We start from the raw sequence: 18,465 nt of genomic DNA, 5'->3' as shown, positions 1-18,465 counted from the left end.
GGCGGGGTTTGTCAGTGTTGGGGTTTCTCAGCGTTGCGGTCTCTAAGTGGCGGGCGGCCTGGCCCGGGCCCCTCAGTTTCCCGAGTATGCGGTCAGGATCTGGACCAGCGCGGGATCGCCGCTCATGCCGGCGAGGGCGACCGAGGCGGCAAACATCAGACCCGCGAGCCCCGCGCAGCACGCGCTGATTCCCGTCAGGAACTTCCAGTCCTCCCGCAACACGCTGCGCACGGTGTCGGGCATGCGCAGTCCCGGGGCAATCAGGTTGGGTGCGCTGTCCGTCGATCCGTCGTCCAGGAATGCGACAACGCGACCGGCGCCGCGGTCCACGCGCATGGCGCTGATGTGGTTGCCGTGCCGGGCCAGAAGGATGTCGTGGCCAACCAGCTGGCGGCGCTGAAGAGTGATCATGGGGCTCCCTTGGTAGGTGGGTTCTCGGACGTCCGCACCATCGCAGGGCACCTCCCATTTTACTGAGCCGGTCCGCGCCGGGCGGCCCGCTGGGCGGTGAGGCTGCCCACGACAGAGGGTGATCCTCATCAAGTCCGGACACGACCACGACCGGACACAGCCAAGTCCGCGCCCTCCTGTCCCGCGGCTACGCCCGGCACTAGAGTGGCACCAGCCGCCGACAGCCCGGGCGGAAGCGGATCAAAGGAGATGTTGCGTGTTTTCAAGCCCGTACCCCGACGTCGATGTTCCCAACCTCGGCATTTACGACTACCTCTTCGGCGCTCTGGCAGAGGAGGACCTGGACCGGGTCGCCGTCGTCGATGGCGCCAGCGGTGCGGAGACCACCTACCGGGCGCTGCGCGGGCAGATCGACGCCCTCGCCGGTGCCGTCGCCGCCCAGGGCCTGGGCGTGCACGGCGTGGCCGCCATCCTGTGTCCCAACGTCCCCGCCTTTGCCACCGTCTTCCACGGCCTGCTCCGGGCAGGCGCAACGGTCACCACCATCAACGCCCAGTACACGGCGGACGAGATCGCCACCCAGCTCACCGACGCCGGCGCGGACTGGCTCTTCACCGTATCGGCGCTGCTTCCGGCCGCCCGTGAGGCCGCCGAAAGGACCGGGATCCCTGCCTCACGGCTCGTGGTGCTCGACGGCGCCGACGGCCACCCCTCGCTGGCGGACTTGCTCGCCATGGGCGCACCGGCACCCCGGGTATCGTTCGATCCCGCCACGCATGTGGCCGTGCTGCCCTACTCTTCCGGCACCACCGGCCGGCCGAAGGGGGTCATGCTCAGCCACCGAAACCTCGTCGCCAACGTGGAACAGGCCAGGGGTCTGCTCGACGTCGGCCCCGAAGACCGGGTCCTGGCGCTGCTCCCGTTTTTTCACATCTACGGGCTGACCGTGCTGCTGAACCTCGCGCTGCGCCAGCGGGCCAGGCTTGTGACCATGCCCCGGTTCGACCTGCCCGAGTTCCTGCGGATCATCCAAGACCACCGGTGCAGCTACCTGTTCATCGCGCCTCCCGTGGCCGTGGCGCTGTCCAAGCACCCGCTCGTTGCCGAGTACGACCTCGGCTCGGTGCACACCACCCTTTCCGGCGCGGCGCCGCTGGACGGCGAACTTGGCAAGCGCCTGGCCGAACGCCTCGGCTGCCAGGTCCTGCAGGGCTACGGCATGACCGAGATGAGCCCGGTATCGCACCTCATTCCGCGCCAAAGTCGCGATGGGCTCAGGGTCCCCGTCAGTTCCGTGGGGTACACGGTGCCGAACATGCAGTGCCGCCTCGTGGACCCGGCCACGGGGGAGGAGATCCCGGTTCCCGCGGAAGGGACCAGCGCGCCGGGGCACCTGTTGTGCCGCGGGCCGAACGTGATGCTCGGCTACCTCAACCGGCCCCAGGAAACCGCGGACACCCTGGACGCGGACGGCTTCCTGCGCACCGGGGACATCGCCAGGGTGCGGGCGGACGGGGTGGTGACGGTCGTGGACCGGCTCAAGGAACTGATCAAGTACAACGGCTACCAGATCGCCCCGGCGGAACTGGAGGCGCTGCTCCTCACCCACCCCGGCATCGCCGACTCCGCGGTGGTCGGCTCCCTCGACGCCGACGGCCAGGAAGTGCCCAAGGCGTTCGTGGTCCGCCAGCCGGGCGCGGACGGCGATGCCTTGGACGTGGCGGGCGTCATGGACTTCGTGGCGGGCCGGGTGGCGCCGTTCAAGAAAGTCCGACAGGTCGAGTTCATCGAGGCCGTGCCGAAATCCGCCTCAGGAAAAATCCTGCGGCGGATGCTTGGGTCTGCAGGCTCAGACACCGGCCAAGCCGGCGTGCCGGCAGCGGCACCGAAGAAGCAGTAGCGCCTCAGTCGGCGTCGGTTTTGGCGATGTAGACGTCACAGGGGGCGTTGTGGGCCACGCTGTTCGCAACGCTCCCCAAGACCCGGCCGATTCCGCTCATGCGCCGGTTGCCGACCACGATCATCAAGGCACTGGTCCGTTCGGCTTCCCGAATCAGGGCCTCGGCCGGCTTGCCCCGCGCGGCGGCGTACGTGACGGTGATGTCCGGGCGGCGCAGGCCTTCCGCGACCGAGCGCGCAACCGTTTCCGCGTTGCCGGCGTCGGAAACGATCCACTGGTCACTGCCGCTGCCGAAGACCTGTGTCTTGTCGCTGTCAAAGGCGCTGACCACATGAAGTGTCGCCCCCACGGAAACTGCGAGGTCGCGCGCGGTGTGCGCCGCCCGCAGTGCAGTTTCACTGCCGTCGACGCCGACAACGATTATTCCGGTCATGGACCGCTCCTCTTTCAACGAGTAATGCTGTTTAGTGTGCCTGGCCGATCAGCTGGCCCCAGCGCGCCCCAGTCGCGGCCCCGCGTGGATCCTGCCGGTGTTCACGCTACAGGGCGGCCAGGGCTTCCCGCAGGACCGGCGCGAGCCGACGCACACCCTCGCGGATCGATTCGGGCGGCACCGCGCTGAACGCCAGCCGGATCTTGTTCGACGGGTCGTCCGAGTTTGTAAAGGCCGCTCCCGGAATGAAGACGACGCCGGCGTCGATGGCCTTCCTCAGCAGCGGGTAAGTATCCACGCCGTCGGGCAGCGTAACCCACACGAAGAAGCCGCCTTCGGGGCGCGTCCAGGTCAGTCCCTCCGGCATGTATTCGGCCAAGGCGGCCAGCATTGCCTCGCAACGTTCCTGGTACAGCCCCCGATACGTCTCGATCTGGCCGCGCCAGTCGTAGTCGCGCAGATAGGCCGACACCAGCATCTGGTTCAGCGTCGGCGGGCACAGGGTGACGGCCTCCGACGCCAGGTAGTACCTGCGCTGCAGGTGGGCCGGGACCAGGGCCCAGCCGATCCGCAGGCCCGGGGCGAAGATCTTGGAAAAGGACCCCATGTAGATGACGTCATCCGGGTTGGCCGCCCGGAGGGGGATGAGCGGCTTGCCGTCGAAGCGGAGCAGGCCGTAAGGGTTGTCCTCCAGCACCAGAATATTCGCGCGACGGCATATATCCACCACGGATTGCCGGCGTTCCGCGGACAGGGTGATGCCGGACGGGTTGTTGAAGCTGGGAATGGTATAGAGGAACTTGACGTTCTTGCCCGCGGTCTGGAGGGCCGCGATCTTTGCCTCCAGCAGATCAGGGATGATGCCGTCACCGTCCATCGGCACCGTTTCGACCTCCACCTGGTAGGCCTCGAAGGTGTTGAGGGCCCCGACATAGGTGGGGTCCTCGACGAGGACCACGTCGCCCGGATTGCAGAAAACCTTGGTGGCCACATCCTGCGCGGACTGCGAGCCGGCCGTGATGACGATGTTCGCGGGGTCGGCGTCCAGGATCCCCTCTGCCGCCATGACCTCGCAGATCTGGATGCGGAGCTCTTCAGTGCCTTGGCCGCCGCCGTACTGCAGGGCGGTCATCCCCTGCTCGGCTATGATCTTCGCGGCGGTCTGGCCCAGGCGTTCCAGCGGCAGGGACTGCAGGTAGGGGCTGCCCCCGGCGAGGGAGACGAGGCCGGGGCGCATCGAGATGTCGAAGACATCCCGGACCGCCGACTGCTTGATATTTGCTGCGCGCTCCGAGAACAGGATCTCGTGGCGGTGGGCGGACGTAGCCGCACGTTCGATTGCGTCAATGGCCTCGGCCGGAAGTACTGCTGCGGCGGCATCAAGTGTTTCGTGGGTCACAAACCCAAGGATACTACCCGTGTTGTCTTGGGGGAAACGATTGTTTCCAGAGAATGCCAGGGCTGAAAGCGACGGGATGCTCCGGGCGGCCCGGGGCCCCCGGCAGCACACGGCTGCCGGGGGCCCCGGGAGGTATCTGGCGCGGAGTGCGGGGTGCGGTAGCTTACGCCGCTTCCGCAGCGGGAGCCTCGGCCAGTGCGTCGAACACGCCCTTGATCTGCTCGACAACTTCGGCGTCGTCCTTGGGATGGACCTCGGCGAAGCGGACCATCGAGCCCGGGACTGCCAGCTTGACGTTTTCGAGGACCTGGGCGCCGGCGATGCCGACGGCCTTGCGGGCCTCGTCCTGGGCCCATACGCCGCCGAACTGGCCAAAGGCGGTTCCGACAACCGCGGTGGGCTTGCCGGAGAGGGCGCCTGCGCCGAAGGGGCGGGACAGCCAGTCGATGGCGTTCTTCAGCGATGCCGGGACGGTGCCGTTATGCTCCGGCGTAACCAGCAGGATGGTGTCGGCCTCGTTGGCGGCGGCCCGCAGGGCGGCGGCGGCCGCGGGCACCTGGCCTTCGACGTCGATGTCCTCGTTGTAGAAGGGGATGTTGCCCAGGCTCTCGTGAATGACCACGTCCACCTGTTCCGGGGCGTTGAGCGCGATGGCCTCGGCCAGCTGCAGGTTGGTGGAGCCGGCGCGAAGGCTGCCGACGAGAGTGAGGATGGTCTTCTTGGACATGTGTACTCCTGTGCATCACGCCGCGGGGTGATTCCGGCGGCTGGTGGATCGTGAGGCTTTGGGGGCCTTCACCCATGCTAAACGGACTGCGGTCCGGTTATATTCCGGGGCGCTAGAATCAGCGGTGTGAGCCTCATCCCGATCCGTCCCGGTGCCCAGTCCGGGGCAGGGCGCCCCGCCGCGCCCGCCGCAGAATCAGCGCGCAGCGACGCGATGCGCAACAGGGAGCTCCTGCTCTGCGCCGCCCGGGAAATCGTTGAGGAATCCAGCGTCGACGCCCTCACCATGGACCGGCTGGCGCAGCGCGCCGGAGTTGGAAAAGGGACGGTCTTCCGGCGGTTCGGCAGCCGTGCCGGGCTGATGATGGCGCTCCTTAGCGACGCCGAGGCCGAATTTCAGGGCCGGTTCATGTTTGGTCCGCCCCCGGTAGGTCCCGGCGCGCCGCCCCTGGAGCGGCTGATCGCCGTGGGCGCCGCCCGCATTGACTGGATCCTGGAATTCGGGGAGCTGGCGCGGGCCGCCGACGCCTCGGTCTACAACAGGTTCGATGTCCCGCCGGCCGTGCTCTGGCGCCGTCATCTCGAGATGCTGCTGCGCGAAGCCGGCGTGACGGCGGACCCGTGGGTCATGGCGTCGGCCCTCGGGGCGTCGCTGGAGCCGGAACTGCTGCTCCATTCCGTCGGCGTGCACGGGATTGCGCCGGAGCGCCTTGCGGACACCTGGCGGGAGCTTGTCACGCGCGTAGTGTGCGGCCACTAGCGGCGCAGCCGGTTCCGTGGGCCAAATCCATTCCACGGAGTTATTCATAACGATCTGTAGTGAAGCAGCCGTGTCGCGGCCCGTGAGAGCCCGGCGGAGCCCGGCTAATGTGATAGCTTCCTCTGGAATGTGACCCGCAACATAGCCCACAAGGGCTCAGCCGCAAGGCATGCGGGCGGCCGGAAACCAGCTGGCCCATACTCCCGAACCGGCCGCGGAACCCGCTGCCGGATGGGGACGACGGAAGGATCGACGTTGTGAATAATCTTGTCCCTGGCACAGTTGGGCCCGCCCGTGCGGCCGCAGCCGTGACGCGCGGATCTGCTCAGGCAACGGCGATCCAGAACTAGCCGCTCCATGCTTCGATATCTCGCCAAACGTGCGCTCACGTATGTCTTCATGATCTTCCTGACCACCAGCGCCGGCTATCTCCTGGCTGTGAGCACGCTGCAGCCGGCGCTGCTGGAGCAGGAGCGGATTCCGCGGCCCACGCCCGAGCAGGTGGTCAATTCCTTCCGGCTCAAGGGGCTCGATCCCACCCTCAACCCGTGGGAGCGCTACGTCGACTGGCTCACCGGCATTCTCACCCGCTGGGACTGGGGACGGAGCCCCAACGGCGCCTTCATCAACGCCGAGTTCGGCGACCGGGTCTGGATCTCAACCCGGCTCTTCCTGGCCTCGATCATCCTGACCCTCGTGATCGGCGTCGCCCTCGGCGTCTTCACCGCAGCCCGCCAGTACAAGGCCTCGGACCGGGCCATCACCTCGTACAGCTACCTCATGTACATCGTCCCCGCACCGATCGCCTACTTCCTGGTGCAGCTGGGCGCCATCAACATCAACGAGTCGGTCGGGGAGCGGGTCTTCTTTGTCACCGGCATCTCCACCCCGGGTCTGGACGGCGACGGCTGGGCCCAGTTCGTCGACATGCTCGCCCACTACGCCGTGCCCACGTTCGCCATCACAATTGTGGGCTGGGGCGCGTACCAGATCGCCCAGCGCCAGTATCTGCTGGACAACGTCAACGCCGACTTCGTCAGGACGGCGCGGGCCAAGGGCCTGACCCGCAACCAGGCCATCAGCCGGCACGCCCTGCGGGTGTCCTTCATCCCCGTGGCGCAGAGCATTGCGTTCACCATCCCGGCCATCTTCGCCGGCGGCTTCTTCGCCGAGAAAATCTTCGCCTGGCACGGCGTCGGGTCCTGGTCCATTGACTCGATCGCCCTGCAGGACGTCAACGCGGCCACCGCGACCCTCGCCTACGGCTCCGTCATCTTCGCGGTCGGAGCGATCCTCGCCGACTTCGCCACCACGCTCGTGGACCCGAGAGTGCGGGTGCAGTAATCGTGACCAACCTCAACACGATTGACCCGGCCGCCGTCCTGGACGAAGGAAAGTTCGGCGACGACGAGGTCGTGATCGGCAAGTCGCGCATCATCCTGCGGCGCTTCCTGCGCAACCGGACAGCCGTCGCCGGCCTCGCCATCTTCCTGGCCCTGACCCTCTTCTCCTTCATCGGCGGCTTCTTCGGCAACTGGGACAAGGAGACCATCGACCCCTTCAACATCGGCATGCCGCCCTCCGCGGAGCACCCGCTGGGCACCTCCCAGGCCGGGATCGACCTCTACGCCCTGACCGTCGAAGGCACCAGGGTCTCCATCCTGATCGGCGTCGTCGTCGGCCTCGTCTCGGTGCTGATCGCCGCCGTCTACGGCTGCACCATGGCATTCTTCGGCCGCAAGGTGGACAAGGTCATGCTGTTCATCCTCGAAGCCCTGATCATGATGCCCGCCCTGCTGGTAGTCGCGGTGGCCACGAGCGGCGGCGCCAACGGCCTGAAGAACACCGTCCCAAGCTGGCTGCTGCTCATCATCGTGCTGCTGGTCTTCAGCTGGATGGGGACCGCACGCCTCATCAGGTCCCTGTCGCTTTCCCTCATGCAGCGTGACTTCGTCAAAGCCTCCCAGTACATGGGCATCCCGCCGCACCGGATCGTCTGGCGCCACCTCGTGCCGAACATCGGCTCCCTGCTGGTCCTGGAAGTCACCCGCGGCGTCACCGGCGCCATCCTCGCCGAGGTCGCGTTCTCCTTCATCGGCATCGGCATCAAGGTCCCCGACGTGAGCCTGGGCGTCCTGATCGGCCAGTCGACCTCCCAGGTTTCCACCTTTCCGTGGATGTTCTGGGCGCCCCTGATCGTAATGTTCCTGCTGACCGGCTCGCTCGCCATGATGAACGACGGCCTCCGCGACGCGTTCGACCCCAGCTCCAGCTCCGTTGGCCGCGCCAAGAGGAGCAAGGCCACTGGCAACGCCACCGGCAGCGCCACCGGCAAGAAACAGAAGAAGATCAAATGACCAGCAACACCACCGCACGGGACACCGCCCAAGGCACCGACGAGCGCCTCCACGCCGCCGGGCTGCACGCCCCCGCCAGCGCGGTCCTCTCCGTCCGGGACCTCAACGTCCGCTTCAACACGGAAAACGGCGTGGTGCACGCGGTCCGCGGCGTCGACTTCGACGTGATGCCCGGCAAGACGCTGGGCATCGTGGGCGAGTCCGGCTCCGGCAAATCGGTCACGTCCATGGCGATCATGGGCCTGCTGCCCCCGACGGCGGAAATCACCGGTTCCGTCCGGCTGCAGGGCAAGGAGCTCCTGGGGCTCAGCGACAAGGCCATGTGCCGCCACCGCGGCAGCGACCTCGCCATGGTGTTCCAGGACCCGCTGTCCTCCCTGACCCCGGTCTACACGGTCGGCACCCAGATCATCGAGGCCCTGACCGTCCACAACCCGACCATGAGCAAGCAGGCCAAGGAGGCACGCGCCGTCGAACTCCTGGGGTTGGTCGGCATCCCCAGCCCGAAGGACCGGCTCAAGGCCTTTCCGCACGAGTTCTCCGGCGGCATGCGCCAGCGCGTCATGATCGCCATCGCGATCGCCAACAACCCGCGGGTTCTGATCGCCGATGAGCCGACGACGGCGCTGGACGTCACCATCCAGGCGCAGGTCCTCGAGGTGCTCCACGCCGCCCAGGAGGAGACCGGCGCCGCCGTCGTCATGATCACGCACGACCTCGGCGTGGTCGCCGGCATGGCGGACGACATCATGGTGATGTACGCGGGCAGGCCGGTGGAGACCGGCAGCGTCGATGACATCTACTACAGCCCGCGGATGCCCTACACGATGGGCCTGCTCGGTGCGGTCCCGCGCGTGGACGTCGCGGAAAAATCGTCGCTGGTGCCGATCGACGGCATCCCCCCGAACCTCACCCAGCCGCCCACCGGCTGTTCGTTCGCGCCGCGGTGCCCGCTGGCCAGCGAGGCCTGCCTCGACGGCGAACCGGACCTTCGGGCGGTGGCGCCCGGCACCGGGCACAGGGCCGCGTGCATCAAGAGCGAGGCCCTCGCCGATGTCGATGTCCACACGGTCTTCGCCGTCCCGGACGTGCCGGTATCCCGCTTTGACAGCCTTCCCCGGCACGAACGCAAGACTGTCCTGGAACTCCGCGACGTCAGGAAGCACTTTCCGCTGATGAAGGGCGCCCTGATCAAGCGCAGGATCGGCACGGTGAAGGCCGTGGACGGGCTGAGCTTCGATATCCGCGAGGGCGAGTGCTTCTCGATCGTGGGGGAGTCGGGCTGCGGAAAGACCACCACCCTGCTGGAAATCATGGAATTCCACAAGGACCAGGACGGCGAGGTGGTGATCGGCGGGCTGAGCAACAAGCAGGCCGCGGACGCCAAGGCCAAGAGCTCCATGCGCAAGGAACTGCAGATGGTGTTCCAGGATCCCACCGGGGCACTGGATCCGCGCTTCACCGTCTACGAGGTCCTGGCCGAGCCGATGGAAAACCTGGGCATGCCAAAGGCTGCCATCCGGAAGCGGATCATGGAGCTCATGGAGCTGGTGGGCCTGCAGGCGGACCACGTCAACCGGTTCCCCAACCAGTTCTCCGGCGGCCAGCGCCAGCGCATCGGCATTGCCCGCGCCCTCGCGGTCAACCCCCGGCTGGTGGTCCTGGATGAGCCCGTCTCCGCCCTCGACGTATCGGTGCAGGCCGGCGTCATCAACCTCCTGGACAAGCTCCGTGCCGAACTCGGCCTCAGCTACCTCATGGTGGCCCATGACCTCTCCGTGGTCCGGCACATCTCCAACCGCGTTGCCGTCATGTACCTGGGCAAAATCGTGGAGATCGGCGACGTCGACGCCGTCTTCGACAACCCCCGCCACCCCTATACCCGTGCCCTGCTCTCCGCGATCCCGGTACCGGATCCGGAGCTGGAGCGCACCCGCGAGCGGATCATCCTCCAGGGCGACCTGCCCTCGCCGCTGGAAGCGCCGGCCGGCTGCAACTTCGCCACCCGCTGTCCCGTGTTCGCGGCCCTCCCGCCGGCCAGGCAGGAGAAGTGCCTGACCCTGGAGCCGGCCCTCGAAGCGTCCGCCACCGACCAGCAGTTCGCCTGCTTCTACCCGGACGGCGAACTGGACGCGGACATGGTCGTTGTCCACGAAAACCACTGAATCACCGGACCAGCCACACCACCCGAGAACCCACGCATCACACTCGCATGAAAAAATGAAGGGGATCACATGAAAAATCGGACCAGGATCGGCGGCCTCACCGCCGTCGTGGCGGCCCTCGCGCTGACCGCTTGCGGCAGCGGTGGCGCCTCAACCACCGCCCAGAGCGCCAAGGCACAGGATGCCTCCGGCGACCTGAGCAAGCTGGTCAGCGTCAACGCCAAGAAGGCAGCCGACCTGCAGCAGGGCGGTACCGTAACGCTGCCCCTGGGCAACATCGGACCGGACTTCAACGGCTTCTCCAACGCGGGCAACTCAGCGGACAACACTGAACTGCACTACCCGATCGACGAGGCCGGCTACGTGGGCTGCTGGAAGCTGGACTTCGACGGCACCGCCAGCCTCAACAAGAACTTCTGCGAAGACTTCAAGAGCGAGGTCAAAGACGGCAAGCAGACCGTCACCATCAAGATCAACCCGAAGGCCGCCTACAACGACGGCACCCCGATCAACGCCGCCACGTTCGAGAACACGTGGAAGATGCTCAATGGCCAGAACAAGGACATCGACATCGTCAGCTCCGGCGCCTACGAGTTCATCGACTCCGTCAAGGCGGGAAGCAGCGACAAGGAAGTCGTTGTCACCACCGCACAGCCGGTGTACCCGCTCAGCGACATGTTCGGCGGCTTCATCCCGCAGACCGTGAACACTCCCGAAATCTTCAACACCGGCTTCACGGGCGAACTGCACCCCGAGTGGATGGCCGGCCCGTTCAAGGTCGACAAGTTTGACTCCGCCGCGAAGACTGTCTCCCTCGTGCCGAATGACAAGTGGTGGGGCGAGAAGCCGGTCCTGGACAAGGTGATCTTCCGCCAGCTGGAGGCCAGCGCCGAGATCGCCGCCTTCAAGAACGGCGAGATCGACATGGCCGATGGCCGCACGCTGACGAAGTACAAGCAGCTTGAAGGCACAAAGAACTCCGAGGTCCGCCGCGGTCAGCGCCTCTTCGCCGGCGGCCTGAACCTCAACGCCCTCAAGGCCCCGCTTACCGACGTCGCAGTCCGCAAGGCAATCTTCACCGCCGTGGACCGTCCCGCCATCCGCGCCGTCCGCTTTGGCGGACTGAACTGGGAAGAGAACAGCTCGGGCTCGATGATGCTGATGCCGTTCTCGAAGTACTACCAGGACAACTACCCGGTCAAGGAAACCGGCGCCGACGCGGCCAAGAAGGTCCTGACCGAGGCCGGCTACAAGGCCAACGCCAAGGGCATCATGGAAAAGGACGGCGTCCCGGCGTCGTTCAAGATCACCAACTTCGGTGACGACCCCACCGGCCTCGCCACCGTGCAGACGCTGCAGAAGCAGCTTCAGGCGGCCGGCATGGACGTTGGCATCGACCAGCGCGGTGACGCCGACTTCGGCAAGGTGGTTGGCAGCCGCGACTTCCAGCTCACCATCAGCGGCTACACGGTTGGCGCCGACGCCACCTCCGGCGTGAAGCAGTTCTACGATTCCAAGACCAACGAGAACGAACTTGGCGACGCCGAACTGGACAAGGCCATCAAGGACCTCGCGTCCATCCAGGATGACGCCCAGCGCAACAAGGCCGCCATGGACGTCGAGAAGAAGCACATGGAGAAGTACTTCTCGATGGGCGTCATCATGAACGGCCCGCAGATCTACTTCGCCCGCACCGGCCTGGCCAACTACGGTGCAGCCCTGTTCCAGACCCCGGACTGGAGCGTCGTCGGCTGGCAGAAGAGCTAGCTCTGACAAGCACCACGCACTAACAAGCAGCACGGCCGAGGCCGGTGCCCCCGGAACCATCCGGGCGGCACCGGCCTCGTTCGTTTAGGCCCTGCCGGACAGGAGCCCGGTGCATGCCCAGCCGGTAGCCTTGGCACCATGAGCAACGATTCAACCCGGCCCATCCGCACCGCCGTCGCCGGTTTCGGCCTTTCGGGCAGCGTCTTCCACGCCCCGTTCATCGCCGCAAACCCGGCCTATTCGCTCGATGCCATTGCCACCACCGACGCCGGCAGGAGATCTGCCGCCGCACACAGCTATCCGGCGGCCAGGATCGTCGACACCCCGGCCGATCTCCTCGAGCTCGCCGGCGAACTGGACCTGCTGGTGCTCGGCACGCCGCCCGCCACCCACTACCCACTCGCGAAAGCGGCGCTGGAAGCCGGCCTCGACGTCGTCGTCGACAAGCCCTTCGCTGTCAGCAGCGCCGAGGGGCAGGAGCTCATCGACCTGGCCGGGCGGCTGGGCCGGGTGCTCACGGTGTTCCAGAACCGGCGCTGGGACGGCGACTTCCTCACCGCTAAAGCGCTCATGGACACCGGAGCCTTCGGCACCGTGAGCCGCTTTGAGTCCCGCTTCGAGCGGTGGTCGCCCGACGTCCCCAAAGCATGGAAGGCGGCCGCAACGGCGGACGACGGCGGCGGGGTGCTGTTTGACCTCGGCACCCACCTGCTGGACCAGGCCGTGCAGCTTTTTGGGCCGGCTACGGTCACGCACGCGGAACTGGCGGCCCGGCGGCCCGGAGCTAAGGCGGACGACGACGTCTTCGTGGTCCTGCGGCACAGTTCCGGGGTGACCAGCCACCTGTGGATGAACATGCTGTGCGCCCAGCAGGGCCCGCGCTACCGCATCCTGGGTAGCGAGGGCGGGTTCACCAAGCACGGCGTGGACCCGCAGGAGCCGTACATCCTGGCCGGCGGAAGCCCGCTGGATGCCGACTACGGCGTGGAAGATCCGGACTGGGCCGGGCTGCTGGGGCGCGACGGGCACCTGGACCGGCTGCCCACCGAGCGCGGCGCCTACCCGGAGTTCTACCGGATCCTGGCCGCCAAGATCGCCGACGGCGGCGCCGGCTCGGCGCTGCCAGTCCCCGTCGACCCCGCGGGCCCGCTCCAGGTGCTGCAGCTGATCGAGCAGGCCCGGTCCCTGGCCTAGGTTCTCGGCACGGTGCGGGCCTAAACAGCCATCGACTGCTCCGTAACTGCCGTTCTGGGGGTCCAAAAGGGCGGTTACGGAGCAGCCGATGAAGTGCCGCTACGCGGAGATGTGTTGGTTACACGGTGCCGGCTACGCGGAGACCAGCTCGTGCCAGTCGGCGACGAGGGGCAGGTTGTGCGCCTCGGAGACCGAGCGGTGGGCAACCTTGCCGCCGGCGATGTTCAGGCCGGCGGCCAGGGCGGCGTCGCGCTCAAACGCAGCCTTGACGCCCAGGTTCGCCAGCGAGACGGCGTAGCGCAGGGTGACGTTGGTCAGCGCGTACGTGGAGGTGTTCGGCACGGCGCCGGGCATGTTGGCGACGCAGTAGAAGATCGTGTTGTGGACCTTGTACGTCGGTTCCTGGTGCGTGGTGGGGTGCGTGTCCTCGAAGCAGCCGCCCTGGTCCACGGCGATGTCCACCAGCACGGAGCCGGGCTTCATCCGGGACACGAGCTCGTTGGTGACGAGCTTCGGGGCCTTGGCGCCGGGGATCAGGACCGAACCGATCACGAGGTCGGCGTCGACCACGGACTTCTCGATCTCGTAGGAGTTGGACGCGACTGTCTTCAGGCGGCCCTGGTACTGGGCGTCCAGTTCGCGCAGGCGGTTGATGTTGATGTCCAGGATGGTGACGTCGGCACCCAGGCCCAGGGCCATGGCGGCGGCGTTCGTGCCGGCAACACCGGCTCCGAGGACAACGACCTTGGCCGGACGGACGCCCGGGACGCCGCCGAGCAGCACACCCTTGCCGCCTGCCGGGGCCATCAGGGAGGTGGCGCCGACCTGTACGGACAGCCGGCCGGCAACCTCGGACATCGGTGCCAGCAGCGGCAGGGACCTGCCCTCCTGGACGGTCTCGTAGGCGATGGCGGTGACGCCGGAGTTGATCAGGGCCTGGGTCAGTTCCGGTTCGGCGGCCAGGTGCAGGTAGGTGAAGAGGATCAGGTCCTTGCGGAAGCGGTGGTATTCGGCCTTGACCGGTTCCTTGACCTTCAGCACCATGTCCGCGCGGCCCCAGACGTCGTCGGCTTCGGCGACGATCTCGGCGCCGGCGATCGCGTATTCCTCATCCGTGATGCCGGAGCCCAGGCCCGCGCCGCGCTCGACGAGGACCTCGTGGCCGTGGGTCCGGAATTCATGGACGCCGGCCGCCGTGATGGCGACGCGGAACTCGTTGTTCTTGATCTCTTTGGGTACGCCGATGATCATTTGTTAGCTCCAGTAGCTGGTGGCCTGGTGGGCCTGGATGAGCGGGGGATTCGTACTTCCAGAATAAATCCCGCTGTGAGGCACGCGACAGGTGCCGACACCGGGCGGTGGGCGCCCGCCGCGTCATTCCGGGGTTTTTCAAAACCGGGAATAGACATTTGTCGAGGGCGCGGACGTCAGGTGTCGGCTCGTGTCCGTCCCGGATGCATTCGCAGTGCGGCGGGCGGGGGCAGTAGTCTGGCAGGATGCAGCAGCAGGACGTGGAGCAGCTCGTGGAGCAGGTGGCGCAGCGACTGGGCCGCGGCCTCTCCCTCGAGGACCTTGACGGTCTGCTCCTCGCCTACAGCTCCAACCAATCCCACGCGGACCGCGTCCGGGTGAACTTCCTGCTCAGCAAGCGTGTCCCCGTGGATGTCATCGCGTGGCAGCTCTCCCACGGGATCGCGACGGCGGTCCGGCCGGTCGTCGTGCCGGCCAACGCGGACCTCGGCATGCTCGGGCGCGTGTGCGTGCCGCTGCTGGTGCGGGGCTTCCGGGTGGGGTACCTGTGGGTCCAGCTCGACGCCGAGGAGCCCAGTGCCGCGACCGTCCTGGGCCAGCTGCCGGACGTGGCGCCGGAGCTGGAGCAGCTGTCCTCCCTGCTGCTGGATTCCAACACGGCGGAGTCCGAGTTCCGGCGCCGGCGCGAGCAGGAGTTCCTTGCCGCGTGCGCCGGGGAGGCCAACGCGGCGGCGGCCGTCGCGGGCTGGAAAGAGGTCCAAGGCAAGGGGCCATGGCAGCTGGTGACCGTCCTGGACGCGGATGGCTGGGCCGGGGGCTCGGATCCCATCGCCGACACGCTTATTCACCGCTCCGCGGCGCTGCAGGCGACCATCGGGGTAGACGCCGCACTGTTCAGCGCCGGCACGGAGACCCATGCGGTGGTGCTCTTCAAGGAATCCACGGGACGCGCCGACCACGCCCAGGTGCTGGTCCACTACCAGCTCGAACTCGCCAAACGCTCCGGGCGCACGGTCCGGCGGATCATCCTTGGCACGTCCGAGGGATTCGCCAAGCCGCGGGAACTGGCCGAGGCCTACCGGCAGTCACGGCAGGCGGCCCAGGCCGCGGCGGTGGATCCCCAGCTGGGCGAGCTCGTCGACTGCCGGGCCACCGGCGTCTACCAGCTCCTGGCCTCGGCGGGCGGCGGCGCGGGAGCCTGGGCAGACGCGGGTTCCGTGTATTTCCGCCTCCTCGAGGACCATGACAGCAACCACGAGCTGCTGCCCGTGCTGGAGCTGTTCTACGACAACGACGGCTCGGTCCAGGAGGTCGCGGCCAAACTGCACCTGCACCGGAGCAGCATCTACAACCGGCTCGGCCGGATCCGCCAGCTGCTGGGCGTGGACCCGTTGAAGGGAATGGTGCGGCTGGAACTGCATGCCGGGCTCAAGGCGCGGCGCTGGGCTGGCCGGCCCAGAATCTAGCGGCGCGCTTAGCCCTCGCGCTTGGAGGGGTCGGCGTCGAGGGCCGGCTTCGCATCGTGGCCAGCGTCCTGGCCAAGGTCCTGGCCGGGGCCGGCGATGCCGGCGGCACTGCGGCGGCGGGAAATCCGGCTGTCCACCCAGAGCGACACCGCTACGAAAGCGACGCCGCTGGCCAAATACGTGGCGGTGTTGTTCAGGCCCATCGCGGTTCCGAAGATGCCAGCGAGCAGCATAGCGGCGATCCCTGCCACGATGTGCCACCCTCTGAATTTACCCACATTCCAAGCTTATCCCGCGGGATATCAGTGCTTCCGCGCCGGACAGGGATCGTTGCTTGATCCTTATCACTGCTTCATGAAGCACCGGCAGCCTCGTCATCCTGGCCGGCCGGCGTCCCGGCGCCCGCACCATTCTTCTTCTGCGTTTCGAGCCACGCCATGATGTCGGCCAGCCGGATCCGGCGGTGCGTTCCGCGGTACTCCACCGGGATCTCGCCGCGGTCGGTCATGTTCCGCAGATATGTGTGCGAGATTCCCGCAAGCTCCGCGGCCCGGGACGTCGTCAGCATTTCCTCGACGCTGCTGACCGTCACGGCCTCGCCGCGGCTGAAGCGGCCCAGCAGATCGACGACGGCGTCCCGCGCCGCGGGCGGCAGCCGGTGGACGGTGCCGTCCACGAACACCGTAATGTCGTGGCTGCCGTCGAGGGCGTACCTGAGGTTCTGCGCATCCTCGGCCGGGAGGCCGGCCGTCACCCGGGGGGCTATCAGTGCCATGAGTGCATCCTAGCGGCAGCCGCTACAGCCCAAGGTCCTCCAGGACCGGCAGTTTTGCCCGCACCCAGGCCCGGGCCTCCGTAGCGCTCGGCGCGGACAAGGCCAGCTTGGCCAGCTCCCGCGCTTCAGCCAGGGTGACGGTCTTCAGCACGGCGGCGACGGCCGCGATGGAACGCGCCGTCATGGACAGCGTGGTGACGCCCAGCCCCGTGAGGACGACGGCGAGGGCAGGGTCCGCCGCGGCCTCACCGCACACGCCCACCGGCTTGTTGTGGCCCTCGGCCGCGGAACCTTCCACGGTCAGGCCCACGAGCCGCAGTACGGCCGGCTGCCAGGGGGTGTTCAGGGCGGCCAGCGGGCCGAGCTGGCGGTCGGCTGCCATGGCGTACTGGGTGAGGTCATTGGTGCCCAGGCTGGCGAAGCCAACCTCGCGGAGGATGGCCTCGGCCGTCAGCGCCGCCGACGGGACCTCCACCATGACGCCGGGCGTCTTGATCCCTGCCGCAGTGCACAGCGAGGCAAAGCGGGCCGCTTCCTCAGCGGTGGAAATCATCGGGGCCATCACCCAGACATCGGCCTCGGATGCTTTCTCCGCCAGGGCAATGGCCTGCAGCTGGCGCTCCAGGACCCCCGGCGTGGTGAAATCGGTCCGGTAGCCGCGGACGCCCAGGGCGGGGTTGGGCTCGGTGGCGTCCGTCAGGAACGGCAGCGGCTTGTCCGCGCCGGCGTCGAGCGTGCGAAGCACCACTTTCTTGCCCGGGAAGGCGTCGAAGACGCCCTGGTAGGCGGCGGCCTGCTCCTCCACGGTCGGTTCGGTGTCCCGCTCCAGGAAGCAGAACTCGGTCCGGAACAGTCCCACGCCCTGGGCGTTCAGGCCTGCCGCGGCCACGGCGTCCTTGGCGCCGCCGACGTTGGCCAGGAGCGGCACGAGGTGGCCGTCCGCCGTCGTGCCGGTCCCGTCAAAGGCGGCGAGCAGCGAGGCGGTGGCGGCCCAGTGAGCTGCGGCCGCGCGCTGGGACTCGTCCGGGTTCGCGGTGATGAGCCCGGCCGCGCCGTCCACGTACACCTCGGTGCCGTCGGCGAGTTCGTCGACCCCGACTGCGGCGACCACGGCGGGCAGACCCAGTGACCGGGCGATGATCGCGGTGTGGGACTGCGGTCCGCCGCCGGCGGTGACGAGGGCCAGGACCTTTTCCGGATCCAGGGTGGCGGTATCGGCCGGGGCCAGGTCCTCGGCGATGAGGATGAACGGGGTGGCGGACACGGGAATGCCCGGCGCGGGGACTCCGCGCAGTTCCGCCACGATCCGGGAGCGGACATCCAGGACGTCCGTGGCGCGCTCGGCCATGTAGCCGCCCAGGTTGTGCAGCATTTCCGAGACCGAGGCGCCGGCTTCCCAGATTGCCCGCTGCCCGGAGGTGCCGCGGCCGATCAGTTTCGTTGCGGATTTGAGCAGCATGGTGTCAGTGGCCATGAGGGCCGTGGCCTCGAGGACGGCCTTGCCGTCGCCCGAGACGGTCTCGGAGCGGGCCTTCAGTTCGTCGTGGACGGATTTCGCCGCGGCTTTCAGCGCCGCAGTCGCGTCCTCCGCCGTGACGCCGGCGGGAAGCTGCTCTCCGGCGGGCGGTTCGCTGATCGGTTTGGGCATCTGCCGGACGGTGCCGATGATGCGGCCGGGGCTAACGCCTACTCCTGGGAAGTTCTGCACTGAAGGTCCTCATATTCTGTCGTAGGCCAGTGGCCACTAAGCCGGTAAACCAGGTGCCGCAGCGACCCTGCTGATCATTTGCGCCTGCGGCTGACGGCTACGGCAGCGGGCGGGTCACGGCACCTGAAAAAATTGTATGTGATGCAGTTCATA

The 18,465-nt window shown here is 67.5% G+C and carries 16 protein-coding genes; 8 read left to right on the top strand and 8 right to left on the bottom strand.

Going from position 1 to position 18,465, the window contains the following annotated elements; translation table 11 throughout:
• Positions 1-72: 72 nt before the first annotated feature.
• Entirely contained in the window at positions 73-411 is a 339-nt protein-coding gene (locus tag ARTB_RS05440; RefSeq protein WP_028277587.1) for a hypothetical protein, read from the bottom strand.
• A 256-nt stretch (positions 412-667) separates the two neighbouring features.
• On the opposite strand from ARTB_RS05440, the gene ARTB_RS05435 reads away from it, so the two are divergent.
• Positions 668-2,311, top strand: coding sequence for an AMP-binding protein (locus tag ARTB_RS05435; protein ID WP_243178074.1), 1,644 nt, complete (start codon positions 668-670; stop codon positions 2,309-2,311).
• Positions 2,312-2,315: 4 nt separating this feature from the next.
• Here ARTB_RS05435 and ARTB_RS05430 read toward each other — a convergent pair whose 3' ends face one another.
• The 3 genes from ARTB_RS05430 to ARTB_RS05420 all read right to left on the bottom strand — a co-directional run bounded on the left by ARTB_RS05430 (position 2,316) and on the right by ARTB_RS05420 (position 4,870).
• Positions 2,316-2,744 (bottom strand): universal stress protein, encoded by a 429-nt coding sequence (locus ARTB_RS05430; protein WP_223914942.1) that lies wholly within the window; start codon positions 2,742-2,744, stop codon positions 2,316-2,318.
• Positions 2,745-2,850: 106 nt separating this feature from the next.
• Complete coding sequence (locus tag ARTB_RS05425) at positions 2,851-4,143, bottom strand: aminotransferase-like domain-containing protein (protein ID WP_028277584.1); 1,293 nt, start codon at positions 4,141-4,143, stop codon at positions 2,851-2,853.
• Positions 4,144-4,306: 163 nt separating this feature from the next.
• On the bottom strand, positions 4,307-4,870 hold the full coding sequence (locus tag ARTB_RS05420) for an NAD(P)H-dependent oxidoreductase (RefSeq protein ID WP_018775397.1): 564 nt from the start codon (positions 4,868-4,870) through the stop codon (positions 4,307-4,309).
• Between the two features lie 126 nt (positions 4,871-4,996).
• On the opposite strand from ARTB_RS05420, the gene ARTB_RS05415 reads away from it, so the two are divergent.
• From ARTB_RS05415 to ARTB_RS05390, 6 genes are all read left to right on the top strand, one after another.
• Complete coding sequence (locus ARTB_RS05415; RefSeq protein WP_439954086.1) at positions 4,997-5,629, top strand: TetR/AcrR family transcriptional regulator; 633 nt, start codon at positions 4,997-4,999, stop codon at positions 5,627-5,629.
• A 357-nt stretch (positions 5,630-5,986) separates the two neighbouring features.
• Positions 5,987-6,973 carry an ABC transporter permease gene (locus ARTB_RS05410; protein ID WP_243178073.1) on the top strand — a complete coding sequence of 329 codons (987 nt, stop codon included), beginning with the start codon at positions 5,987-5,989 and terminating at the stop codon, positions 6,971-6,973.
• A 2-nt stretch (positions 6,974-6,975) separates the two neighbouring features.
• Positions 6,976-7,986, top strand: coding sequence for an ABC transporter permease (locus ARTB_RS05405; RefSeq protein ID WP_243178072.1), 1,011 nt, complete (start codon positions 6,976-6,978; stop codon positions 7,984-7,986).
• On the top strand, positions 7,983-10,151 hold the full coding sequence (locus tag ARTB_RS05400) for a dipeptide ABC transporter ATP-binding protein (RefSeq protein WP_243178071.1): 2,169 nt from the start codon (positions 7,983-7,985) through the stop codon (positions 10,149-10,151). The genes ARTB_RS05405 and ARTB_RS05400 overlap by 4 nt, the downstream gene beginning before the upstream one ends.
• A gap of 69 nt (positions 10,152-10,220) precedes the next feature.
• Positions 10,221-11,918 (top strand): ABC transporter family substrate-binding protein, encoded by a 1,698-nt coding sequence (locus tag ARTB_RS05395; protein ID WP_243178070.1) that lies wholly within the window; start codon positions 10,221-10,223, stop codon positions 11,916-11,918.
• Positions 11,919-12,056: 138 nt separating this feature from the next.
• Complete coding sequence (locus ARTB_RS05390) at positions 12,057-13,112, top strand: Gfo/Idh/MocA family protein (RefSeq protein WP_243178069.1); 1,056 nt, start codon at positions 12,057-12,059, stop codon at positions 13,110-13,112.
• Positions 13,113-13,244: 132 nt separating this feature from the next.
• Here the strand turns inward: ARTB_RS05390 and ald are convergent, their stop codons facing one another.
• Positions 13,245-14,363, bottom strand: coding sequence for an alanine dehydrogenase (gene ald, locus ARTB_RS05385; RefSeq protein WP_243178068.1), 1,119 nt, complete (start codon positions 14,361-14,363; stop codon positions 13,245-13,247).
• Positions 14,364-14,608: 245 nt separating this feature from the next.
• Here ald and ARTB_RS05380 point away from each other — a divergent pair, with 245 nt between their 5' ends.
• Positions 14,609-15,829: a PucR family transcriptional regulator gene (locus ARTB_RS05380; RefSeq protein WP_243178067.1), complete on the top strand. Its 1,221-nt coding sequence runs from the start codon at positions 14,609-14,611 to the stop codon at positions 15,827-15,829.
• Positions 15,830-15,837: 8 nt separating this feature from the next.
• Here the strand turns inward: ARTB_RS05380 and ARTB_RS05375 are convergent, their stop codons facing one another.
• The 3 genes from ARTB_RS05375 to ptsP all read right to left on the bottom strand — a co-directional run bounded on the left by ARTB_RS05375 (position 15,838) and on the right by ptsP (position 18,312).
• The gene (locus tag ARTB_RS05375; protein ID WP_084476217.1) at positions 15,838-16,107 is read right to left on the bottom strand and encodes a hypothetical protein; all 270 of its coding nucleotides are present in this window, start codon (positions 16,105-16,107) and stop codon (positions 15,838-15,840) included.
• A gap of 74 nt (positions 16,108-16,181) precedes the next feature.
• On the bottom strand, positions 16,182-16,604 hold the full coding sequence (locus ARTB_RS05370) for a helix-turn-helix domain-containing protein (protein WP_243178066.1): 423 nt from the start codon (positions 16,602-16,604) through the stop codon (positions 16,182-16,184).
• A gap of 22 nt (positions 16,605-16,626) precedes the next feature.
• Entirely contained in the window at positions 16,627-18,312 is a 1,686-nt protein-coding gene (gene ptsP / locus ARTB_RS05365; RefSeq protein WP_243178065.1) for a phosphoenolpyruvate--protein phosphotransferase, read from the bottom strand.
• Positions 18,313-18,465 lie beyond the last annotated feature (153 nt).

The organism is Arthrobacter humicola (genome assembly GCF_022803015.1).
In the GTDB taxonomy this organism is placed as follows: domain Bacteria; phylum Actinomycetota; class Actinomycetes; order Actinomycetales; family Micrococcaceae; genus Arthrobacter; species Arthrobacter humicola_A.
Note: the sequence above shows the minus strand (reverse complement) of the source record. Positions and strands in the feature narration are given on the sequence as shown.